The following is a 21,292-nucleotide window of genomic DNA, read 5'->3' on the forward strand; positions in this document are numbered from 1 at the left end:
TTTTATTATAAAATAATCAAACCAGAATAAACTAAGAATGACTATTTAAGTTTTGATTCTTAGTTTATTTTTTATTTAATGATTATAAAAAACTATTTTTTCTTGATTTTAATTTCAGATGTTTTTTTCATTGTTTTCTAATTAGTTTCTTTTAATTTAATTCGTTTAATTAAATTTGATAAAATTTTTATTATTTAAGTTGCTAATTTACATTAAATTTCTAAAATTTTAAAAATGCTTCGAATCATAATTTTTCTTGTTGTTTTTTGAGTCATTGGTAATATTATTATTCCCATTTTAAATAGTGAGGAAGTAAAGTTTATTACACATTGATGACCTCCTTTATTTTGGACTCAAGAATGATGGGATAAAATGATTACTGTCTTTCCAAGTGAAGCAAGTGGATGGATTGGTAATGTATTTGCTTGGATTTTCATTATTTTTAGTTTCATAATTGCTTTAATTGTTTTAATTGCAATACCATACATTATTAAATATTTGCCTTCATTTTTTATTAAATTGTCTCGATTTCTTTTTTTTAGATTACCAATAACCATTTTAAGTAATATTGAAGATTGTAGTATTTATTTTAATGAGTGAATCAAAAAATGAATTAGTGTTATTTTAATCATCCTAGCATTTGATTTTATTGCTGTTCCAATTTTAATTAGTCAAAAAATAGAATTTTTTAGCATTTGATGACCACCTCAAATTTGAAAAAAAACATGATGAGAAACAATAATTGCACCTTTTCCTAATACTGCTGGTGGTATTGGTGGTAATATTGGAATTTGAATTATTACTCTTATTAATCTTTGATTAGCATTAGTTGCTTTAATTGCATTACCAGTAGCCATTAAAAGATTAATTAGATTAATTTTTAGAAAATATTGAGATTATCAAGTTTATCAATTTTTAGACAGAATTTGAAGAAATAATCAAGACATTGTTAATCGTAGAAAAAAATTTTTTGATAATATCGAAGATTATCAACTATGATTTTATAATCAAGTCATAAGTGATCCTGAAATTCGAAAATGAGAAAATAAAATTCGTGATATAAACACTAATGAGACTTCTGATCGTTATCAAAAATTTATTAGTGAAAAATTAAACAATTTTTAAAAATGGTTAAAATTGTTTTTTTGTGTTTTATAACATCATATTTAGTCACTATTTTTACTACATAATGATAAGTTAGGTTAAGTAGTATTTTTTATTTATTTAATATAAGTATATTTTTTGATCATTCGGTCAATAATTTTTTTAGTTTTCAATTTCAGTATTAGTTATAAATACTATTTTTAGTATTAATTTTTTATCTGTTTTTTTCATTAGATAAAAATTTTATTTTGCTTATTGCATTAATAAGACCGGTTTGATTTTTGATGATGTAATTTTGCTAATTTTTGCTTAACTTGAATGCTCTCACTACTTTTTTGCAAATTTTGTTTAATCATCTTCTAAATAATTTTCTTATAATTTTTTTCAAATTTAATGCAATTATTATTTTCATTTATCTTCTTATTCACTTTTTGTTTTTTAACTAAATAATCATCTTTTTTAAAATCATTACTGAACATTCAATTTTATAATTTACTTTAATTTTAATCATTGCGTTTTAATTTGGTATTTAGATAATTTTGCTGAACTATTTTGATTGATTTTCTAAAATAGCTTGCTAATTTAGAATTATTTTTTTTAGCAGCCATTTAACCACCTAATCCATCATTATATGCTTATCCCTACTTGAACAAATTGTTTTTTAAAAATGAAATAGTTTTTAGCATTGATATTTAATCAATTATTTCTATTTATGCATCCTAAATTTTTCATATTATTCTTGTTTTTGTTGATCAGTTAAAATTCTATCTAAATTATTTTTTTAGATTTTAAGATCTAGTTTTCTTATTATTGACTCATTAAATTCTTTAGAACATTGATTGCCAATCATTTTCATTGAATTATTTTGTTTTTATTGCTTCATTAACACTCATTGCTTCATTAATGAACATGGTCATTAATTGATTAATGTTATATATTCTTAAAATCCCAGTAACAATAATAGCAAGTTTAGCTACTTGATGAACTATATCAAAACCTTGATCTTTTAGAAAATGATCTATCACTTAAAATAGTTGTTATTAGTTTGACATAAATATAAAACAAACTAAAATCTAATGCTAAAAGTTAATTACTAAGATTTTAGCTACAATACTTTGTAATTTAAATTAAACTAATTGATAATAATTTATGTTGAATTATTTTTAAATAATAGATTATAATTCTAGATACATATCAGCAAAGTTAATAATGTTTTAGTATTTTAGATATATTTACTTAAATTAATTAAATAAAAGTAAGATTGGCTGATCAATCTGAAATTTATATCACCTAATTTATTTATTAACTAATTTTAATTTTCGAAGTTAATTTTCGATTTTAAATATCTATATTTTATTCACTAACATCATTTGTTAAAAATAGATAATATTCTGTATATGTCAGCAAAAACAAATTTTAATTTTATGAATTTGTTTTTGGATTTTTATTGAATTGAATTAAAAAATAAAGGCATAAAATGTCAAGATATACTGGCAGTATTTATCGTAAATCCCGTCGTTATGGAATTTCTTTATTAGAAAATAATAAAGAATTTTCTAAAGGTAAAAAAAGAACAACTATCCCTGGTCAACATGGACCAGCTCAAATTCGTCGTAAAAAATTAACTGGTTATGGTGAACAATTACAAGAAAAGCAAAAAATGGCTTTTATGTATGGTTTAAACGATCGTCAATTTCGACGCTTTTTTAAAATTGCTACTAGCATGGAAGGTGCTTTATCTTTAAATCTATCTTGAGTTTTAGAAAGTCGTTTAGATTCTTTAGTTTATCGTATGGGTTTTGCACCAACTAGAAGAGCAGCAAGACAATTAGTTAATCATGGTCATATTTTAGTTAACAATAAAAAAGCTAATATTTCATCAATGATTATTAATGTTGGTGATGAAATTTCTCTAAAACCAAAAATCGCAAATTTACCACTAGTTCAAGTAGGTTTAGAAATGCGTCTTCCTGAATTTGTAAAAGTTGATAAACAAGCAAAAAAAGGTATCTTTTTAAGATATCCTAATCGTGATGAATTATCAGCTGAAATTAATGAAGTTTATGTTGTAGAATGATACAAACGTTTAGTTTAAAATTCATTTCTAAAATTTCTTAATCAAAATATTAAAATTAAACGTTTGTTAAATGACAAACGTTTTTCTCACCTTATTCCCCACATCATACTCCTTAGCTGTTGTCACCTCAAACTCTTTTGGTTTCTCACCCATTTTTTCCACAAAATTAGTCACTTTAATTGCACCAGATTCAAACTTTAGTTTACCCTTAATTAGATCAACTTTCACTTTAGTTACATCAACATGATATTGGTGTAACAACTTACCATCATTATCAAACGTCTTCACACCTTGATTTAAGCCATCAATATAAGTAGCAGCAGTTTTAGGATCAGCAAAAAGTTCAGCAATTTTTGGCACAGACAAATTAATTAAAAACGGACTTAGTTGCTCACTAAAAACAAAAGTGTTAGTAATTTTCTCACCTTGAATTACTTTTAGATCAATCATTTTAGTAATTGTCTGATAACTCTCATCTTCTTGTCAGTTATTAACTTTTATCCCATCAAAACTTAGAGTTCCTTTTTGATCATCACTACTAATTAGTTGAGATAATGGGACACTAATGCTAACATCTTCAACTTTAATGTTTTTTAGTTCAAAAATCTTAAGATCAGTTAGTTTTAAATTGTTAGTCACAATTAATTGCTTAATTTGAAATAAAGTTAGTTTATCTTTATTAAGTCCTGCAGGAATTAGGTTGTTAGTATCTAAATAATTTTTAATGTTACTAATAACTTCACTATCTTGTTTTCAGTTCAACTTAGACACACCACGTTGAAATAAATAAATTGCAGATGCAGGCAAAGTAAGATAGGATGGATTAGTATTATTAGTACTACTACCATTATTTACTGGTTGTCCATTTTCAAATTTGACACCATGTTGATAATAGTTTTTAAGTTGGACATTAAAAAACTGAATTGTCCCCCTACTTTCATCAACAATTAAATTAGGATTGTTACCATTTGCATTATATTGAATTTCTTGAACCAAATCAGCTTTAGTAATTGAATTATTACTACTTGCACCCCCACTAACAACAGTAAAAAACATTTGTGGATTAGTATTAAACATCTGCACCACTTGATCAATGCTTTTACCTCTCAAAACATCTTTTAAATCTTCTGGTTTTTTCCACTCAATAGTTGTACTTGTAGTACTAAATCCAGCTCATTGATAAGTTGCTATTAGGGGGGCAATTTTTTTATTCTCATCAGCTGGTAAACTAATCGTTCAAGTTACAGTTCCAGCTAAATTGTTAGCTAATAAGCTAAAGGCGGCTTGTTTTTCTGTGTCTGGTTTTTTAAGTCATTCAGCATTGTTAGTTGTCACTGCATTCAAATCTAGTAAATCAGCTGCTGTAACTGCACTTGCAGGTTTTTTGATTAACTCACGAAATTTTTTCTTCTGCTCATCAGAAGTGTAAGCATCAACATTGAAGAGTTTAGAAGCACCAGTTGCAGCATTTCCACTCACACTAGTTCCAATAAAACTAGTACTTAGTTTTTTCAATCCTTGATACACAAACGTTTTAGACTTTCATTTGCTTGGAAACTCTAAACTATTATTATTGCTAAACTTAAATGAAGGAACATTAACTTGAAAACTAATAGTTCCAGAAGTTGCATCTTTAGTTAAGTTAGTAATATACTGTTGATTAACATTGTGTAAATCACTATGATTACCATTAATAATATCTGCTGTTGTTTTAGATGAATCAGCTAATAAATTACCTAAATAGTTGGTTTTAAGGGTGGCTGCAATTTTATCTTTAGTTATTTGATCATACCCATCTAACTGGTCCTTAATCAAATCTTGAATGCTCTTAGGTGCAGGCAGAAGGATTGTGTTTGATTCTGATTGATCATTTTGGTTTTGCTGCTTAGTCTTAGCCATATCCACATCAGTTCAAGTGCCTGTATGATCTTCCACCTGCAACTGCCCCTTAACAAAGCCCTTAACAGTTTGATTAATATTTTGATCAATTGTTCGTGTTTCATTTTTAGTTGCTTGAACTTCATGATTTTTAGGCAACAACCTTCCATTAGCAGAATATCCTGGCAGATACACTTTAAACTGATACTTTAGTGTACCACTAGTATCATCAAAGTCTAAATGCACTTTAGTACGATCTAGTTGTTGTAAATAAACTTGATCAAATTGTTTACTTGATTTTCAAAACTGGTTTTTTCCAGTTAAAATATTTTCAGCACTAATAACTTGAGCAAATTTGTTAGCATATTGGCTTAGGTTGAGGTTATTGTTAGTGTTAGTCCCTGCTGGACTCTTCACTTCTTTAGCTAAATTTCCCTCATTCTGCAACTCACTCTCTATCTGATCCACGACATAAAAATAGCTCGTATAACTATATAACCCATTAGTATTAGTATAAGCTGATTTGTATGGGGTATTCTCGCCTTGTCTAATCCCAAAACTACTAGGTTGCTTAATATTTGTCAATCATAAGTTTGGTGCAAGTCCAAAAAGTGCTGCATTGTTGTTGTTAGTGAAAAATGATTTTAAACCTGGTACTTGTTGTCCAGAAGTTGGACTTAATGGATTAGTACTACTAGTCAAATTAATTAATATCATTTTATTATTCACTCCAGTAGTATTGTTTAAAGTTTGCCCACTAGGACTTAAACTAATTGTTTGATTGACATTATCAGTAGTAGTTGCATCATAAAAAACATTGCCATCATATACAGGTGTGTATGCTTGGCGGCGATGAGATCTAGCAAAGCTTTTAGCACTTACTAAATATGTTCTAAATGGTTTATAGCGGGTTCAGTGGATGGGGTGGTTTGCTCCGGCTGATTTGTTACCCATGAAAAAACTGGAGCTTCAATTCCCACTAAATGTTTTCACCCCCCATCAGCCATGAGGGTCTTGTCCGTTTTTTCCACTAATAAAATCACTAATGTTGGGGGGGATGGAAGTATTAGTACTAGAATTTTTAAACACCTTAAAATCACTTGCTTTAGGTACGGTTCATTTGATGCCTTGACTATTATCTGATCCATTTTTACTCGTACCCGCATAAGGATCAGGTTGTCCCTGTTGGTTCCCTCCATTACTAGTCATCTGGACATTATTATCCCACATGTTCCCTTCAGTCCCATCAGCCCTACTATCCTCCTTCTGCTCAAACAGCCCATAACCATTAAATGATCGTATAGTATAAACACTATAAGTGTTTCAAATGTAGCTTGTTCCTGGTAAATATTGTTTAGTTTGTCCAATTTGATTAATTCAAGGATAAATACTATCAGGTTCAGGAACTAGTAGTTCAGCATTGTTATTGTCTGAGAAGGGGGTTTTGTCTGTTTGTTTTTCATATTTTTCAATAATCATCTTTTGATCCATATGATATTTTGATTTTTGAAAATCATCTAATCCTACAAACAAGTTGACACTTTTAGTTTGAGGAGCAACAATTGCATTTGGATCATAATTCACATTGCTTTGACTAAAAATCATGGGCGCAACTAAATGGTTGTTAGCAAAGTTGAAGTAGGGTTGATTGCCTCCAGAGTCAGCCATCATGTTGTTATTAAGACCATTATTAAAAGTAACATTACTATCAAACTGGTTATTACTATCTGGCACATCATTAAAATTACCAAAAGTTAGCCCTCTAATTGGAAAAGGCATTGACCTTCATCTAGCTACTTGCTCATCTGTGTATTTTCAAGATTTGCTGTTGCCACTCCCACTCTTCTCACTTGTAGCATACACATTAATTCCATATGGGCCACGAATGCTTGGATCTTGGATTGGAAGTAGTCCTTCAGTATTACTTGATTTGTTCAACGAATATCATGGAATGCCATACACTCCTAGTGGATCTTTTTCTGTTCCAATTCCTAATAAGTTGTTAGCTAGATCAAAATAAGCGAGCTTAATTTTTAAGTAGTATCTAGGGATTTGTTGAATTTGGTTGTTGTTTAAGGAGAAGTATCTTGGGACACCATCTTTAATTGGATTGGTGTATTGGGCTTCTGCTTGGGATTTGGTGACATTATTAGAATTTGCCCTAGTTGTTTGATCTTTAGAAGAATTTGGGTTAGGATCTTGACACATCTCTGTGTCTGAATTTGCCCTAGCACACCAATCAAACGGATCAAGTACATATGAACTAACATCAATCATTTGCTTTAAATGAGCATTATTAGCACTAATTTTATATAGTTTTGGGAAATTGGTTTTTTCAAACTTGATAGTGTACTTACTAAAATCATTGTTAGATAAATCAATTGTGTGTAAGGATTCTCATTTTAGAACGGGATTAAAAATTGAATCAAGGTTACTTAAGCTTAAGTTGGATAAATCAAGACTAGTGATTTTAGCTAATTGGGTTTTAGCAAAACTGGAATTGACTCCTAAAGAATAATTTTGATCAGGATTAGCTTGTTTTAGGGCATTAACAACTTGATTGGCAATTAGGGGGTTGTTGAAAATTGAGATGATTGGTTTGGCGTCTGTATCTGAGTCAGGCCAAGTTGGTTGGGTTGTGGTTGCTTGAGCTTGAGTGGGGGAGGGTGCTTACCTGAAAAAGCATCAACAGTTAAATTAGTAATTTTCAAACTAGTATTTTTAGGTAATAAGTTAGCTGCAACCAACATCTCACTTGTTTGATCTTTACTTCATGTCTGACTATTAGTTCCACCTTGCTGCTTTATCCCCCCTGTCTGTGGATCCACCACCCCTTTTTTTAAGATCACAAGTGGGTGCAACTTCTTAATATCAAGCTGATAATCATAAGCTGATAAGGATTTGTTAGCCTGATCAGGCTTAATCTCATAATCAAACACATTAAAGGTGTTAATGCTAATGTTTTGATTAATATTAATAAAACCATTGGTTGAACTACCACTAATTTGGATGCTAAAACTTAGTTTACCTTTTAAATGATCAATAATGATGTTTGAAACATAATCAGCCTTATTTTTTAAATAGTCTAATAAGAAGACTTGAGATGATTTGATTAAAGAATCAGCTGAGTCTGGAAGCACATTAGAGGTGGATAGATTATTGGGGGAAGTATTGTTGCTTGTGGGTTGACCACCATTACTTCCCACAATTGCTTGTTTTTTACTCTCATCAACCTCCAAGCCAACAAAACTAATGCCAAAATGAGTATAAATCCATTGTCTTGCTGCATCTTCATCTTCAGGAACAAACTGGTTAGGATAATTATTCTGATCAGAATTAAAATCAGCCACAATCTTTCTTTGGGTAGAAGAAGATTGTTGACCGGTTTGCCCCTGCTGCTTACCCCCAGCCACAAACTCCACTTTCTGCTGCTTAAACCCACTTAATGTAATATCATCAAGCTTTACCTTCTGATTAAACTGGTCTTTAACATCAAAAGATAAAGTGACTGATTGAGCATTTTCATTCACAGATTTAACATTAATGACACCAACTTGTTGACTAATAAAATTTTTAACATAATCAGAAGTGTCAGCTCACTCACTTAAATGTTGTTTAAGTACTTCAGGGTTAATCGTACTTGCAAAATAGTTTTTTAACTTATTACTTTTGCTAACATCAAAAGTTCTGGTGGAAGTTCCTGGTGCTTGAGGTGGGTTGGCTCCACCACTAGGTTTCGGATCCAACTTATACTCAATATTTTGAACTAAATTAAAATCATAATTATAGTTTCAGTTTTGTAAGGGTGCACGAATCACTAGTTTAATTTTGTTGTAGTAGAATTTGGTGGTGGTGTTATTACCAACAGTATACTTCAATATCTCCTTATCAACCCCTAATGGGTGGATCGAAGATAGTTTTGTTGTGTTTGAACCAGTATTAACTGTCCAATCCCCTGCATTTTTCCGCCCATTATAATAGGGCAGTTGGCCAATTAGTTGAACTAGTGGTTGTGTGCCATTGTTAATGGCAGAAGAACCCCCTTGAGCCCCATTATTAGTAGAGGTAGGCACCCCCTTATTATCACCTGGTGAATAACTCATTATCATGCTATCCCCATTCTCTTTAAAACTCAAATCATAATCAAGCCCATTAGCATTCGCATAAAAACTCGTTCAGTCAACATCTTTTCATTCAGCTGGAGTTATTTCTCTCCCATCCCCATACAACTTAAATTCAAGTTTTTGTGGGTGAGTTCTACCACTTAGTCTACCATTATTAGACCCTCATGAGTTTTGGTTGTTACCATTTTGCGGTAATGTTCGTGTGAGTAAATAAGGAATAAAGGAGTTGAATGATTGATAGGCGTCAGAATCACTAAAGTTGGAAGTACCAACTTGTTTGTATTTGTCTGAATTTGTGGAGGGGGAAGAACTCGACCCTACCAGACCAGTCCCATTGTTTCCTGTGGAGGGGTCTCCGCCCCCTACCATGCCAGTCCCACTATTTGAACTTCCAGTAGAACCCCCAAACCCTGGTAACACCAACCTACTAGAATCAGACTCATCCACATGAAAATCAAACGCATAAGTACTAGTTTGTCCTTTAGATAACACTTCATTATCACTTAGTTGATTAAACCAGTGAGCATAAATCCAGCGATCAAGTGCAGCAGTGGCTCATAACTTGTATGAGCCATAAGCGGCTTGATTTGTTCCATCCAGTGTCAAATTGTTAATCCCTGCAGACATATCAATCCCATCAGAAACATCAGCCACTTGATAAGCAAAATCACGGTTAATGCCGCCTAAATAAGTGTGGCTGAAAAAGGGTGTTTTATCTCCTCCAGTAACCAATCCCGCTAAATTCGCTCCAACTCAAATTCGGCTGAAATAAGGGTTGAAGTCGTTTGAAGGCGCTCCAATTTGGTTGTTTCATGGAAAGATGGGTTTGCCCATCACATTTGTTGGGTTGTTTTTGATCATAATTTGCTTGGAGGGGGAGCTGGCTCCCCCTACCAGACCACCCCCACCAGAAAACCCATAAGTAATATTCCCTGTAGGACCTTCCCGCTCGTTTGCACCAACCGTCAACTTCGGTCATAAATACCAGCTGTCAGTTTGTTTTTGTTGTGGTCAAAAATCAAGCAACTGGTTGTTAGCAAAACTAATTTTAGGTAAAGTTTGATTGACATCTGCTAAACCCACTCATTGGATTTTGTCGTTGGCAAGACCTTCACTACCAAGACCAAACCCAGCTGGCTTCTCATTCACCATCCCCGTACTATAATACTTATTCCAATTCGCTGGATTGGGTCCAGGTCCGTGCATTGCATTATAAAAGTTAGTATCTGCCACCTTCATTAATGATTGATGATAAAACCAGAACTGCAAGTAAGGTAGTGGTTTAATGCCTAATGGAGGAACATATTTGAGTTTGTTACTACTAAAATTAATATTAGTAAATAAGTTGGGAGATACGGAAATGGCTTCAATTTGATTATGACTAAAGTCAATATTATTAATGTCTTTAGTGATCATTAAGCGAACTGAACCAAAGTTGAGGCCTTTGGAACGATCATTAGCTTGTTTGCCTTGGATGAGACCATCTGAGTCAGTAGTAATGCCACTTGCTGAGTCATACATGTTATTGTCTGTGTTGTTGGCATTCATATTTGTGCTTGGACTTACCTGATTAACATACACTCCTCCTTCCTTATTATTAAAATAAAAGTCGTCAGATGAGATGGCGGCAAGGAAGGTGGAGTAGTCAGAAATGGTTTTGTTAGAATTGTTAGCAATGGTTCCAGAAGAACCAGGGGTTCCACTCCCACTACTAGTGGTAGTAGTAGGCAAATGCATATACATTTTGCCTGGAAGTGTCTCTTCCAACCACTTCATGATGGCTTTGACTTCAGGTCTTGCTTTAACATCACTCGCATCATAAGTGTAGGGTTCTTCAGTAGAAGAAGCAGAAGAAGAAGAAGAAGAAGAAGAACCAGAACCACCTTGGTTCTGACCAGAACCATCATCCCCCAACCCCTTCCCACTACTTCACAAACTTTTTAAGTACTGATAATAATCGTATTTGTTGGTAGTAGAAGAAGCAGAAGTAGCAGACCCCCCATTCCCCTGGTTCATATTCATATTTGCAATCTCACTATCACTCAAATACCCCGTATTTTTCTGATTCATCCCATAACTACTAAAATTACCAATCACCCTAATTTGATTATGAGAAGCACTAATAGTTTTTAGTGCTGGAAAATTAGTAAAATTAACATTAGGAAAATAGTGTAATTGATTATCATCAACTTTAAGTGTAGCAATCCCATCATATAAAATGTGATAATTAACTTTTTGAGTAATTGGATCAGGTTTAACACTTGCAACAAGATTGTAAATGCCAAGACCCCAGCGAATATAAGGATTAAAAATTTCAGCAATACTAGTTAAGTTGTTATTTGATAAGTCTAAAGTTAAGTTGGGCTTATTTAGCGCATTAAATCAGTCATCTCGACTGAAACTAGTTTGTTTAGATTGATTAGTTGAACTAGTTCAGCCTAGAGTGGCAGCAATTGCTTGAGCAATAGCAGGTGTTGGGAATAAGTCTGATAGTTTGTTATTACTTGCTTCAATTTTAGGTCATTGGTCATTAGCAAATAACCCAGGTGGGGGTGCTTGTTTGACTAGTTTGACTTTTTTAGTACTTTGATCATAATGAACATATCTTAAGTTGATATAGTCATAGGCGTTGGCAGATAAAGTATTATCAACTGAGTTTTTAATAGTTGTTGACATAGTGATAATGCCTGTAGGTGGATTTTTTTGAGTGAATGATAAACCTTGGGATTTAGTTGATTTATCTTGCAAGGTGGAGATGTATTTAAATTTAATCTTTTTAAAAAGATTTATAATTTTTATATATATTTAAAATAACTTTAATACACTTAAAAACTAATGAAAAATAATTGACCTAAAATTAATTGAATTGAAAAATTAAATCAATATTATATTTATTTTCAAACAAACACACATAATAAACTAGCTAAATTATCACAAGAATTAAATAGTAAAATTAGAACAAATAAAATAGCTATTGCTAATTTATTTAAGGTTGATGAAAAATCAATTACCTTTATTCCAAATACTATTATTACTAAATTAATTAGTTGTCAATTAATTAATTTAAATGAAAATGGCATAATTCATTATTATGGTAATGATTTTGCTTTTTTGAAAAAAAATTTTTTATTGAATAATGAATCAATTATTGAAATTAATTATTTAAAAAATCTTGAAAAATTAAATTTTGACTTAAATCTAAACAATCAATTATTATGAATTGATTCGACTTTTAATTACACTATTGAACAATTAAATCAAATTATTGCCAAAGTTAAAAAAGAAAATCCAAATATCAAAATTTTTATTAACTATTCTTTTTTAATTTATGAGAATGTTAGTCATTTAAGTCAAATGATTGCTGGTTTTTATTATGATCCTTGAGTTATGTTCCAAATTTTAGGTTCTATAATTTTATGAATTAATCCACAATATCACAATCAAATTAAGCCATTAATATTTGGTGGAGGTATGAGTTATTTAAAAGCAAACCAATTTTATGCTTTTAATTATCCTGAAAATTTAGCAGCAGGAACTCAAAACGAATTAATCAATTTAATCTTATCTGATTTATTAAAAATCTATTATGATTATAGTGATATAATTCAAAAAAAATTAATCAATTTCACCAATAACCAAAAAGACTTTTCTAATCAACAAACTAAAAATCGTTTTGTTTATTACACTAGTTCAAATAAGGATATTAAAATTTTGAATTTTAATGCTGATGACATTTAATTGAATTGATATGAACGATTATCGCTCTCAAATTTTAACTCTTTATAAAAATCCACAATTTCGTTCTGAATTTTTAAAATCGAATTTTCATCATTTTGAGGGTCGTGGATTAGTTTGTGATGAAAATTTAATTATTGGTTTAAAAATTGAACAAGAACACATTGTTGATGCCTATTTTTATGGTGAAGTTTTATGTATTTTTACAACTTCTGTTAGTGAAAAATTAATCTCATTAATTATTAATAAATCAATCAATGAAGCATTAGTTGTTGTTAATAATTTTAAAATGTTTTTAGAAAATAAAAAATATAACAAATCATTATTAGCCGATTTAATTATTTTTAGTGATTTAATTACATCAGTTCAAATTAATTGTGGTTTATTACCAGTTCAAGTTTTAATTAAAGGATTAACTACTAAATGAAATTAATTTTAGGTTCTCATGTTTCTATGAGTAAAAAGAATCATTATTTTCTTGGCGCTGTTGAAGAGATGTTAAGTTATGATGCTAATACATTAATGATTTATACAGGACCACCACAAAATACTAAACGTGTTGACATCAAAACAATGGAAGTTGAAACAGGCACAAAGAAAGCTCAAGAACATCAAATTGATATATCAAACTTTGTGATTCATGCTCCTTATATTATTAATTTAGCAACTTATAAAGAAGAAGCACGGAAATTTGCCATTGATTTTTTAATTGAAGAAATAAAAAGAGCAGCATTTATTGGCATTAATAAAGTTGTTTTGCATCCAGGATCTTTTATTGGACAAACTTTAATTTCTGGATTAAATCATTTAATTGATTCTCTAAATCAAGTTTTAGCAAAAACCGAACATTTAAATGTCTATCTTTGTTTAGAAACTATGGCTGGTAAGGGAAATGAAATTGGTCGCACTTTTGAAGAATTAGCAGCAATTATTAAAGGTTGTAATCATCATCAATTATTAGGAATTTGTTTTGATACTTGTCATGTTCATGATGCAGGTTATAATTTAAAAGAAAAAGCGCAATTAATCGAAAAATTTGATCGTATCTTAGGATTAGATCGCTTAAAAGTTTTACATATTAATGATTCTAAAAATTTAATTGGTTCACATAAAGACCGACATGAAAATATTGGTTATGGTATGATTGGTTTTGAAACATTACTTGATTGAATTTATGAACCAAAATTTGCTCATTTACCTAAAATTTTAGAAACACCATACATTAATATTCCTAGTTCAAATAATAAAAAAGAATTCATTAGTATTGCACCATATAAAGATGAAATTGAATTAATCAGGAATAGAAAATGAATAAAAAAATATCCAGAAAAATAAAAATTGGTTTTCCCCAACATTTTTGTGAAAGTCATATTCCTTCTAATCATAAAATTAATATTCAAGAAGCTAAAGATTTTTTGAATGATTCTGGTTTAAAAGTAACTAAAACTCGAGTTGATTTACTAGAAATTTTTGTTCAAAACCAAAATCATAATTTAACTTTTGCTAAAATTCTAAAATTTTTAAATCAAAAAAAGAATAATGTCAATGTTTCAAGTTTATATAACAACTTAAAAATTTTTTGTCGAATTGGAATTTTACGATCTAATTTGAATTTATTAACTCATGAAACCACATTTGAATTATTACTAAATGCCGTTCCTCATATTCACGCATATATAATTAGTAGTGAAAAACAATTAGTGTTCAATATTGGTTGTGAGTTACATGATGCTATGATTGCACAATTTGAAAAAGAAAATTATATTGTTGAAGATTATTTAATTCAAGCAGTAATTCGTTCTAAACCATCTAATCTTAATAATGACAAAGATCAAAAAAATAATAAATAGTTACGATTTAATCAAAACAATAATTTTTTTAAATCATTAAGATAAAATTAATACTTCCAATAATAAAATTGATATTTATGCATAATTATTCTAAAAATTTGCAATTATTTAAAAATTATATTGCAACTAAAGATCATAATCTTCTTAAAGAAGATACAATTGCTGATTATTTTGATGATAAAACCAAAATTAAAAAAGCATTAAAAAATTTTTGAAAAACTAAAAAAAGCCCTTTTTATAAAGAGGCCTATTTTTATTCTGTATATAGTAGTTTTATTTTAATTGCTTGAATTATTTTAAGTTTGATTGGTTTTAGTTTAATTGCTTATAATCCTAATAATGTTGTTTTCTTATCAATTGGTATTGTTTTTGTTTTATTAGCCTTAATTAATAATTGGGTTTTTATTATTTTTAATTTAAAAAATAAACCAAGTTATTATTATGTTGTTTTAAATGATACAAAAATCAAAACTAACTATAACACAATGTTGTGATTTTATGCTTTTGGTTTTACTAGTTTAATTGGTAAAGCGATTATGAGTGCAATTCAATCAGAAATGATTTTATTATTAGAAATTGAATCAGGAATGCCAATTGATTTAGATCACAAAAAAAATCAAGAAAATTTAGCAATTATTACCAATTATCCTAAATTCAAAAAAGACAATTAATTGTTTGAAATTATTATTTAAATTTCAACTTTGAATTTCATCTTAAAAACTTTTTATTAATTTAATTTTTATTTAATATTTGTTTATAATTACTTGTTAGTTGAGACTTATAAATTACAATTTCGATACTAAAAATTTAGCCAATTGGATGAAAAATTAACAATGATTCCTTTTTGAAATAAGTATTTTACAACAAAAATTGATCCATCTTATTCAGATAGTTTAAATTTATTTAAAACTACCATTTTGTTTTCAAAACGATCAAAATGGTTGTTTTTTGTTGCTTTTATTATTCCTTTGCTTATTTTTTTTATTAGTATTTCAGCAAGCGATCAGCAAGAATTTTTTATCGTTTTATTTCGTGTTTTTGCCATTTCTATTACTATCATGCTAACAACAGTTGTTGCTTTTGAATTGAATAATACCAGTTTTTTTAAAAAAATTATTATTAGCACTGGTATTAAACGTTATCAAATGTTTATTCCTGGAATCGTTGTTTTTTTCTACCAATTAATTCAATTAGGCATTATTTTTGCTTATTTTAAAATTTATTTTATTATTAACAGTAATTTACCTGCTAATCAATTACCTCAAGTTTTATCTTGAGATTATTTTTATACAATAATTGTGACTATGATTGTCTCAATTATGATCGGACTATTAATCGCTAATTTTTTTAAAATTAGAACAACCGCTTTTTCTTTTGCTTTATTTTTTTCTTTTTTAATTGTTTCTCTAACAATTTTTAATTTATATGTTACTAGTAAATTTTATTCGCAATTATCTTATATTACACCTTATAGATATTTAGCATTTTTAGAACGTGAATCTTTAAATCAAAATAATTTTTTAAATCTAACTGGTACTAGTATTTTTAATATTAAAACTAATTATTATATTAGTCATCAAATTTTTGATCCTAGTTATACTGCAATTAGTCCTTCAGAAATTCCTAATTTTTCTAATAATTCTACTACTAATGCTTCTTCATCAGACAATCCTTGAATTAGCATTTTTTTAAATTTAAATGAGCAACTTCGTAATAATATTTTAAAAGATCTGCAAAATTGAAATTTAGAGAACAATAGTGGTTCTAGTACAAAAAATGTTTTTCTTATTATTGCTAATTTGGATGAAAAGATTGTTAATCTAGTAATGCCTTGAGTTTTTATTGCGATTTTTATTGGTGGCATTTTTTTACTTGATCCATTGAAAACAAGAAAATATCAATAACTAATTTTTAATAAATTTAAATATGAATCTTCAAATAAAAATTCAACAATTTTTTCATAAATTTTTTACAACTAAAATTGATAGTCAATATTCAGACCGAATTAATTTATTTAAATGTTCTCTACTTTATATTAAAAAATCCAAAGCAATTTGGTTCATTTACTTAACTCCTTTAATACTATCAATTATTGGAATTGCAATTAATAACGATCAGAAGAGTCGGCAAGCAATAATTTTTTGAATTTTGTCAATTTTAATTAGTTCGATTTGTTTACCATTATATTTAAGTGCAACAACAACTTTTCAATTAAACAGTACTAGTTTTTATAAAAAAATTTTAATTTTTACAGGAATTAAACGTAGTTATAATTTAATGCCATGAATTATTGTCTTTCTTATAAATTTTAGTAACATTTTATTGCAAGTTGGTTATCAAAACCTTTTTTGATATATTAGGTTTCACCAATGATTAAACATTGATTATTATGGCTTTTTTTATGGTGCTTTTTTAGCAATTAATTTATCAATTTTAATTGGTTTAACTTTAGCAATTTGCATTCGCAGACAAATTACCCTTTATTTAGTTTCGATTTTTTTACCATGATTAATTATTGTATTAAGTAATGTTGTTTTATATGCTATTAGTGATTTTTATGCTAATTTTTCTTTTATTAATCCATTCAAATATGTTTTTTATTTAATTTCTGAATCATGAACTAATACTAAGCATATTAATTCGATTATGCAATCATTACAAGTGCAACCATTAAATTTAATTCGTTCTAATATTTTTGATTTAAACACTCCTTGAATGATCTATAGTTTAAAATCATCTGCAGCTTTAAATATTAGTGAATTAGGTAATGTCAATAATCTTTCAGGTTTTGATTTTAATCAAATTATTAATAATATTCAAGATCAAAATCGGATTGATTTTTTCATGGAAATTTTTAAACAATCTGAAATTCCTGGTAATGCTAAAATTTTAAGTGATTTAAATCTTACAGTCATGGCTAATGCTCCAATTAAAATTGCTAATTTAGTTATGCCATGAATTTTTAACATTGGTTTTTTAACTGCTTTATTAATTTTAGATCCTTTAAAACGAGGTCGTTATGAATAACCAAGTTCCATTAATTGAACTGAAAAATATTTCTAAAACTTATAAATTAAAAATACATAACTTATTAAATCAAGATTTAAGTTGAGCTGCTAAATTTAAAAAATTGTTTTTTGAAACTAAACAAGTTTTAATTAAAGATTTAAACTTAAAAATTTATTCTGGTGAACGAATTGCACTAATTGGTAATAATGGTGCTGGTAAATCAACTTTATCAAATATTATTTGTGGTTATCAAAAAGCAACTAGTGGTCAAATTATTCATAATTACACTTATAAAAAACATCCTAAAGAACGAATATCAATTCAATTTCAATCAGGTAGTTTTCCAGCTAATTTTTATGTTTATGATGTTTTAAATTTAACAAAAATATTTAGTAAAGAAGATGATGCTATTATTAGTAATTTATACAACTTATTAGAAATTGATAAAATTATAAATAAAAAAGTAAGATCATTATCAGGTGGTGAACAACAACGTTTAATTTTATATACGAGTTTAATTAGTGATCCATTGTTATTAATTTTGGATGAATATTCTAATAATTTGGACTTAAAAAGTAAAGAAGAAGTAGGCAATTACTTAAGTGCTTTTTTAAAAGAGAGCAAAATTACTGTCTTAATTATTTCTCATGATGCTAGTCAAATTTATCGTTTTGCTAATAAAATTTATTTAATGAAGAATGGTGAAATTATTGATCAGATTGATGATATTAAATCTAGTTTTCCATCAATCGAATCATTAAGACAATATATTGTGAAAAATATTTAGTTTGTGCTTGAAGCATCTTAGAAATTTATTTTTTACTAAATCAAACTTGTAATAATAATTATTAATAACAATAAAATTCCCCAAGATTATTCTAAAAAATAATCTTGGGGGGTTTTTTAAACTAAATATTGATTTGAAAAATAGAGTTTAATTTTTAACTTTTGAATCACGATTTTGCATTGATTTAGTTTGAGAAAACATTTTAGTAATTGATTCAAAAATAAAATCTGTATCTTTATGTTGATGATTTTTTAAATTAATTTCATGATGCTTATTATCAACTTTATTTACTGGTTTATAAACTATATTAGGATCTAATGATTCAACTTTTCTAGCATTAGTAACATTTTCTTGATTTCATTCATGAACATTAGTTTTAGTGATCACTTTTTCATTGATCAGTTTTTGATTTTTAGGTTCAAACATAAACACATTAATTCGAATTTTTTGACTAATTTTATTGTCATAAAAGCCAAAAATTCAATCACTTTCCTTAGGATTTTCAGTTGCTAAAAATCGATTTAGGTTTTTAGCAATTGCTTCACAAATTTTATTAGTTGCTTTAATTTGACCAAAATCAATTGAAATAATGTATTTATTAATTTTTCGATGTTCAATTTGATAAATTTTTAGTGCTTGATTTAATTTATCTTTTAATGTTTGAATGCTTGTTGAATTAACATCCATAGAATAAAAACAAAATTGTTTGCGTTCATTAATAATGCGAATAAATTCATTACTATCAATATTTTTGTATAAATGTCCAGCAATATTAATAATTGATTCAAGACCATCAATTAATGAATCATTTGCAAAACGAAATGATTGCTCAGCAGTATAATCATTTTGATAAAAATAATTATTGTTATAAACAGCAAATGAACTTGAATAATACTTAATTTGATTTAAAGCATCATCAAACTCATTAATTTTAATTTGTGAAACATATTGAGTGTGAGGATAAAAAACTAAACTAATAACAGGAATATTTAAGTCTTTAGCTAATTTTGCAATAATTGGAGTAGCACCACTTCCAGTTCCTTTACCAATTCCAGCAACTAAAATTAATAAATCTAATCCTTTTAGTTGTTGAATAATTTTGTCTTGATACTTATAAACTAAATTTTTAACAACATTACGATCTAAACCTCCTGCTAATCTTTGATTAGCATTAGTTAATAACAACGTTTTAGTATATTTACTTAATTGTCTTAAATCTTCATAATTTGTATTAATTGCTAAATAATCAACGTTTTTATTAAAAATTAATTTTTTTTCTAAAAACTCTAATAAAACATTATTACCAGCATTGCCAATCCCAACAACTTTAATTTTAGCTCGTGAATAATAATAATTTTTTAGATGACGAATTTTTAAGTTATTTAAACGTTCATTCCTAAATTTAACTTGAATTTTATTAATACTTAAAAAGCGCAGTGAAGATAAAGTTTTTTTTGCTTTTCAAATAAAAACTGGTAATTTTGTTTTAGATAGTAATAATTTATTTAACTTATTAAATGCTAATAGTGAAAGTGTGTGGTTCATTTTAGTTGTTGAATGATAAATTTTTAATTAATTTTGAATAATCTTAGTTATCTTTTTTAATCTTGTTTTAGATAGTGCTTTGTAATAATTTTTGGGTTTTTAAACGTTGTTTTTCAGTTTTTTGAATTTGGTTCTGATAATTTTGTCCTAGGAAAAAAGTAGCGATAATTGGATCATTGATTTGATAAATGTTATGGTTAAATTGTTGACAAACGTCTTTTAAACACATTCATTTACCAGCTAAATTTAAAAAATCATTTTTAAAAATTTGATAAATATATTCGTTTTTATAAAAAAAGATATTATCAATTCAATTGATTTTTAATTCTTCTTGAAATGCTTTTAGTTTTTTATGAGAAATACTAATAATCATTTCATTAATTGCTTCTTTTAATGTTTTAATAAAAAATTCTAAAACTGTAAGTGGCTTATGATTAAAAAACAACATTAAGGAAACATTTTTTTCTATTTCAAATAGTGATCCTTTTTTTAATAAAGCAATTACTTGATCAATTTGAAAATCTTGATCTAATTGGTATGCTGTTTTTAATTTTTTGACTAAATATTGAACTAAATAATCACTACCATAAGAAATACTTTTAGTATTAATGATATTTTGACCATAATAAAAATTATAAGTAATTTTTTTTCGCTCAAATTCAATTACAACATTGTATTTAGAATATTGTGAAAACACTTGACCAATTAATAATGCTGGAGTATAAATTTTAGAAATTTTTAAATGTAGTTTAGTAAATAAATTTTGGTATTTTTCAAATAAACTTTTATTAACAAAATAAGAATAAATAACTTTTTTATTTTCTTGAAGAAACTCATAATTTCTAATTTTAAAAAATTGGTTTTCATCAAATTTTTTTACATAATGATCAAATTTGTGATTAATTCAAACTTGTTCATTTAAGATGGGAATTTGAAATGGTAAAACTAAATTAATTTCTTGAAAATGATCAACTAAAACATTAGCACATAATAAATCATAATGTTGCTTAAAAGTAGTTGTTAGTTTTTCAACATCTAAAATTGTTGAATTACTAATAATTTGATCAGTTGCAAATTCCACAATATCTAAAATTTCATATTTATGAGTTGATAAATTATAAAAATAAGCTGTTAAACTACTTTGCTCATTAGTTAAGTTAATTAATAAATTGATTTTCATAAT

General features: G+C 27.7%; 15 protein-coding genes. 10 read left to right on the top strand and 5 right to left on the bottom strand.

Annotated elements, in window-relative coordinates:
* Positions 1-234: 234 nt before the first annotated feature.
* Complete coding sequence (locus MCAV_RS02720) at positions 235-1,125, top strand: hypothetical protein (protein WP_391591600.1); 891 nt, start codon at positions 235-237, stop codon at positions 1,123-1,125.
* Positions 1,126-1,964: 839 nt separating this feature from the next.
* Here the strand turns inward: MCAV_RS02720 and MCAV_RS02725 are convergent.
* The gene (locus MCAV_RS02725; RefSeq protein ID WP_391591601.1) at positions 1,965-2,129 is read right to left on the bottom strand and encodes a hypothetical protein; all 165 of its coding nucleotides are present in this window, start codon (positions 2,127-2,129) and stop codon (positions 1,965-1,967) included.
* A gap of 452 nt (positions 2,130-2,581) precedes the next feature.
* Between MCAV_RS02725 and rpsD the strand changes: the two genes are divergently transcribed.
* Positions 2,582-3,199, top strand: a complete 618-nt coding sequence (gene rpsD / locus MCAV_RS02730) for a 30S ribosomal protein S4 (protein WP_391591602.1) — start codon at positions 2,582-2,584, stop codon at positions 3,197-3,199.
* Positions 3,200-3,247: 48 nt separating this feature from the next.
* On the opposite strand, the gene MCAV_RS02735 is transcribed toward rpsD, so the two are convergent.
* Both MCAV_RS02735 and MCAV_RS02740 read right to left on the bottom strand, forming a co-directional pair.
* Positions 3,248-7,336 carry a hypothetical protein gene (locus tag MCAV_RS02735; protein WP_391591603.1) on the bottom strand — a complete coding sequence of 1,363 codons (4,089 nt, stop codon included), beginning with the start codon at positions 7,334-7,336 and terminating at the stop codon, positions 3,248-3,250.
* Between the two features lie 290 nt (positions 7,337-7,626).
* Positions 7,627-11,931, bottom strand: coding sequence for a hypothetical protein (locus tag MCAV_RS02740; protein ID WP_391591604.1), 4,305 nt, complete (start codon positions 11,929-11,931; stop codon positions 7,627-7,629).
* Between the two features lie 87 nt (positions 11,932-12,018).
* On the opposite strand from MCAV_RS02740, the gene MCAV_RS02745 reads away from it, so the two are divergent.
* From MCAV_RS02745 to MCAV_RS02780, 8 genes are all read left to right on the top strand, one after another.
* A complete protein-coding gene (locus MCAV_RS02745; RefSeq protein WP_391591605.1) occupies positions 12,019-12,921 on the top strand; it encodes a hypothetical protein in 903 nt (300 codons plus the stop codon).
* Between the two features lie 10 nt (positions 12,922-12,931).
* Positions 12,932-13,351 carry an iron-sulfur cluster assembly scaffold protein gene (locus tag MCAV_RS02750; protein ID WP_391591606.1) on the top strand — a complete coding sequence of 140 codons (420 nt, stop codon included), beginning with the start codon at positions 12,932-12,934 and terminating at the stop codon, positions 13,349-13,351.
* Positions 13,342-14,253: a deoxyribonuclease IV gene (locus tag MCAV_RS02755; protein ID WP_391591607.1), complete on the top strand. Its 912-nt coding sequence runs from the start codon at positions 13,342-13,344 to the stop codon at positions 14,251-14,253. Before MCAV_RS02750 ends, MCAV_RS02755 begins: the two co-directional genes overlap by 10 nt.
* Positions 14,226-14,768 carry a Fur family transcriptional regulator gene (locus tag MCAV_RS02760; RefSeq protein WP_391591608.1) on the top strand — a complete coding sequence of 181 codons (543 nt, stop codon included), beginning with the start codon at positions 14,226-14,228 and terminating at the stop codon, positions 14,766-14,768. Before MCAV_RS02755 ends, MCAV_RS02760 begins: the two co-directional genes overlap by 28 nt.
* Before the next feature lie 77 nt (positions 14,769-14,845).
* Positions 14,846-15,439, top strand: coding sequence for a hypothetical protein (locus tag MCAV_RS02765; protein WP_391591609.1), 594 nt, complete (start codon positions 14,846-14,848; stop codon positions 15,437-15,439).
* A gap of 144 nt (positions 15,440-15,583) precedes the next feature.
* On the top strand, positions 15,584-16,672 hold the full coding sequence (locus tag MCAV_RS02770; RefSeq protein WP_391591610.1) for a hypothetical protein: 1,089 nt from the start codon (positions 15,584-15,586) through the stop codon (positions 16,670-16,672).
* A gap of 22 nt (positions 16,673-16,694) precedes the next feature.
* The gene (locus MCAV_RS02775) at positions 16,695-17,795 is read left to right on the top strand and encodes a hypothetical protein (RefSeq protein ID WP_391591611.1); all 1,101 of its coding nucleotides are present in this window, start codon (positions 16,695-16,697) and stop codon (positions 17,793-17,795) included.
* On the top strand, positions 17,788-18,564 hold the full coding sequence (locus MCAV_RS02780) for an ATP-binding cassette domain-containing protein (protein ID WP_391591612.1): 777 nt from the start codon (positions 17,788-17,790) through the stop codon (positions 18,562-18,564). Before MCAV_RS02775 ends, MCAV_RS02780 begins: the two co-directional genes overlap by 8 nt.
* Positions 18,565-18,711: 147 nt before the next feature.
* Here the strand turns inward: MCAV_RS02780 and MCAV_RS02785 are convergent, their stop codons facing one another.
* Together MCAV_RS02785 and MCAV_RS02790 are read right to left on the bottom strand one after the other, a co-directional pair.
* Entirely contained in the window at positions 18,712-20,109 is a 1,398-nt protein-coding gene (locus tag MCAV_RS02785) for a hypothetical protein (RefSeq protein ID WP_391591613.1), read from the bottom strand.
* A gap of 67 nt (positions 20,110-20,176) precedes the next feature.
* Positions 20,177-21,289, bottom strand: coding sequence for a hypothetical protein (locus MCAV_RS02790; protein WP_391591614.1), 1,113 nt, complete (start codon positions 21,287-21,289; stop codon positions 20,177-20,179).
* Between the last annotated feature and the right edge of the window lie 3 nt (positions 21,290-21,292).

Source organism: [Mycoplasma] cavipharyngis, assembly GCF_042984175.1.
Classification (GTDB): Bacteria; Bacillota_I; Bacilli_A; order Mycoplasmatales; family Mycoplasmoidaceae; genus Mycoplasma_N; species Mycoplasma_N cavipharyngis.